Source organism: Streptomyces sp. NPDC058864, assembly GCF_042742985.1.
GTDB lineage: Bacteria > Actinomycetota > Actinomycetes > Streptomycetales > Streptomycetaceae > Actinacidiphila.
Map to the genome: position 1 here is coordinate 1 of NZ_JBHYMQ010000150.1, position 3150 is coordinate 3150.

The 3150-nt window shown below is 70.5% G+C and carries 4 protein-coding genes; 2 read left to right on the top strand and 2 right to left on the bottom strand.

Features of this window, described 5'->3' with window-relative positions; genetic code table 11:
- Positions 1-193 precede the first annotated feature (193 nt).
- Positions 194-421, top strand: coding sequence for a hypothetical protein (locus ACFW3D_RS42010; RefSeq protein WP_500513754.1), 228 nt, complete (start codon positions 194-196; stop codon positions 419-421).
- A 43-nt stretch (positions 422-464) separates the two neighbouring features.
- Here the strand turns inward: ACFW3D_RS42010 and ACFW3D_RS42015 are convergent, their stop codons facing one another.
- Positions 465-758 (bottom strand): hypothetical protein, encoded by a 294-nt coding sequence (locus tag ACFW3D_RS42015; RefSeq protein WP_500513756.1) that lies wholly within the window; start codon positions 756-758, stop codon positions 465-467.
- Between the two features lie 1381 nt (positions 759-2139).
- Between ACFW3D_RS42015 and ACFW3D_RS42020 the strand changes: the two genes are divergently transcribed.
- A complete protein-coding gene (locus ACFW3D_RS42020; protein WP_500513757.1) occupies positions 2140-2514 on the top strand; it encodes a hypothetical protein in 375 nt (124 codons plus the stop codon).
- Here the strand turns inward: ACFW3D_RS42020 and ACFW3D_RS42025 are convergent.
- The coding region (locus ACFW3D_RS42025; RefSeq protein ID WP_500513758.1) for an IS5 family transposase at positions 2480-3150 on the bottom strand (671 nt) is incomplete at its 5' end. The genes ACFW3D_RS42020 and ACFW3D_RS42025 overlap by 35 nt on opposite strands.

The window sequence follows — 3150 nt, forward strand, 5'->3', positions numbered from 1 at the left end:
CAATGCTCATCCGATAGGTCGCTCGGATACGGTCTTCGCTCCATGCCCGCATCCCAGCATGGACATGACGAGCAGTCGGCCGGGACGAGGATCAGAAACACGATCGAGCGATCGCGAACCAGGGAAGATCGGACTTAACGACCTCTCACAACTGTGGGGCCGGGTTGTGGGGTTCTGTCAGGATGGGGCGGTGATGGCTGGTGATGACGGGCAGGCTTCGGGCCCGGGGGGTCTGGAGGCAGCGGTGGCGGGGCTGCGTCAGGCGGAGGCTGCGGTGCGGTTGGCGCGTCGGCGGTTGAACGAGGCGATCGTTGCTGCGGTGCAGGCGGGGGAGAGCGTGGCGGGGGTTGCCGAGCGTACGGGCCGGGATGTCACCGAGGTCCGGAACCTGCTGGCGGCCGCCCTCGGTCATCAGAGCTGACCGGTCCTCGGCTCCGGTGCCATTGGAGGCCCCTCGCCGGTGTTCACGCTGGCGTGGCCGGTGGCTGCCCGGTGGTGTTTCGGCGTTGGTGGTGGGCGAGGGCGCGGGCGATGGTGCCGGGTGGGATCCCGGCCGTGGCCGGGTTGCTGCCAGCGAGTGTTGGGTACAAGCGGCGGATGCGCTGGTCGAGCGGGATCCGCAGATGAGGGCGCCGCTGGTCGCGGATGGCGGCGATGGTCTGGGGGCTGATGCCCAGGCGGGCGGCGAGGTAGGTGGCGGGCCACCCGGCCGCGGCGAGGGCGTTGAGTATGGCTGCGGCGTGTGTGGCGTCGGTCAAGCCCCGCCCACCACGGCTCGCGCCCCTGCTCCGGGTGTGGGGTGCCGGGGCGTGGATGCCGAGGATGGCGTCGGCGGTGGCGCGGGCAATCCGGCCGGGCCGGGCAGCGGGTGGGCGCAGCAGACGCCGGACGAGGGTGACAGAGATCCCGGAAGCGTCCGCGATGTCCTGCGCCGCCATGCCGCGCCGGCGGAGCAGGGCGGCATGCTCTGCAGCCTGAGCGGGCTCTACACGGGCCGGCAGACCAGCAGCATGGTCACGCTCACGCCGGTAGCGGGCACGGCGCGCGGCCTTGAGGCACACCGGCCGGGCGCAGCCGTAGTCCGCACACGACGCCTGACCATGCCGCACCCGACTGCGCACCGGCCGACGGGGCGTGGTGACAGCCGCGGGCACCGGCAAGGACACGGAAGCGGGCATGGCCATGGATTCTACGCACCTGGCAGCACGTGACCCCCAGGTCCATGTGTCCCTGGGGGCCAAGCGGGGCTGTGCTTGGAGTGTTCAACGACGCAGCCCCGCGCACCCGACACCACCCCGTGCACCATCCCGTTCGCTATGGCGTGCACGATCCCGTGCACCATCGCGTGCACCCCGGTCCTGGTCCGCGACAACGCCTGGCCATCGCCTGCGGCAACGCCTGCACTATTGCCTGCGCCATCACCTGCGGGTCTGCCGTGACTCACGGGCATGTCGTTGCAGTTCGCATCTGGTGGTGAGCGGAGTCTGCGGCGCTGACTTTCCCTGGAACCGCCCCCTTGAACGCCACAAAAGCAGGATGGAGAGGTGGGATGAGGCGGGCGGGTTCTGCTGGGAACGCTTCCCCGCCGCTGGGCGGTCCGACGGCGGGACGCCGCCCCGCTGCGCGGCCGGCGCCCACCCCGGCCTGGCATGAGACGGCGCGCCCGGGCTGGGCTCGGGACAGGCTCAACGGCTCGCCGGAACGGGCCCGTTCCGGCCTTCGTGGTCGTGGAGGCGGTTCCGGAGGCGCTTGCAATATCCCTTGCGGTATTGCTTGCACTATCACTTGCGGGTCCACGTGGCGGCGGCGCGCGTTGCGGCTGGTCAGGGCCCTGTTTTTCGGTGCGGACGGGTCGGACTTCTCCTCTGGAGGGGGTCTGACGGGCATCGGTGCTGTCCCTGCACTGTGCCCGGGTCTTGGAAGTTGTTGTCTTTCCGTAGGTGATCGCTGCGTTTCCGCTGGTCAGGCATGATGTCGGCGGTTCGGCGGCAGGGATGACGTGTCGTGTCGTCTCTTCGGTGGAGGTGCCGGATGCCGTCGGTGATGGGGCTGTTGGAGGAGAGGGAGCGTGCTGCCCGGCAGCGGGTGGAGGTTCTGCAGGCAGAGTTGCGTGAGGCGGAGGCCGCGTGGGAGCGGTTCGTGATCGCTCGTGAAACGCTCGGGCAGGTCCTGGCGGAACCGGGCGACCGCGGACAGGCACCAGTAACAATGGCCGAGGACCGGCCGGTGACGGTGGCGGGTGCGGTGCGCGGTTCGGTCGTGCCGGTGTGGCGGGAAGGCCTGGAGGCCGTGGTGCTGGCGCCGGACTACCGGCGGATCATGGAGATCGTGGCCGGCCCGGGTGGTGGAGGGATGGACTGCCGGCAGCTGGCGGTGGCGCTTGGTCTCCAGCCGGTGCCGGCGAAGGTCGAGGGGGTGCGGTCGAAGGCCAAGCGACTGGTGGCGCGGGGCTGGCTGGCCGAAGTGAGCCCGGGGATGTTCAGCGTCCCCGCTTCGCGAGGCGGCGGCTCATGACCATGCTCATCGACCAGTAGATCATTGCCTCCGAGCTGTCGGTGCGCCTCTCGTAGTCGCGGGCCAGGCGGCGGGTGCGCATCAGCCACGCGAACGTGCGCTCCACCAACCACCTTTCGGGCAGCACCGTGAATCCGCTGGTGTCGTCGCTGCGTTTGACCACGGTCAGGGCGATCCGCAGGATGCTGCGGGCGAGGTCGACGAGCTGGCCGGTGTATCCGCCGTCGGCCCACACCCGCGTCACGCGCCAGTGCCGCTGCCGTAGCCGGGCCAGCAGTGTCTGCCCGGCCTCGCGATCGGTGACCGATGCCGCGGTGACGGTGACGGCCAGCAGCAGTCCGAGGGTGTCGACCACGATGTGCCGCTTGCGTCCGTTGATTTTCTTGCCCGCGTCGAAGCCTCGCGTGGCGGCCGGCACTGAGGCGGAGCCCTTGACCGACTGGGCGTCGATGACGCCTGCGGTCGGCTCCGGATCCCGGCCCTCGGCACTGCGGACGCGATCGCGGAGCCGGTCGTGGAGTTCACCGATCAGGCCGTTGTCGCGCCAGCGCCGCCAGAACGCGTAGACGCGGTCCCAGGCGGGGAAGTCCGCGGGCATCGCCCGCCAGGTGATGCCGCCGGCGACCAGGTAGCGGA

Excerpts from the sequence above, each read along its gene's own strand:
- ACFW3D_RS42010 (WP_500513754.1), top strand. The coding sequence starts at position 194 with ATGGCTGGTGATGACGGGCAGGCTTCGGGCCCGGGGGGTCTGGAGGCA.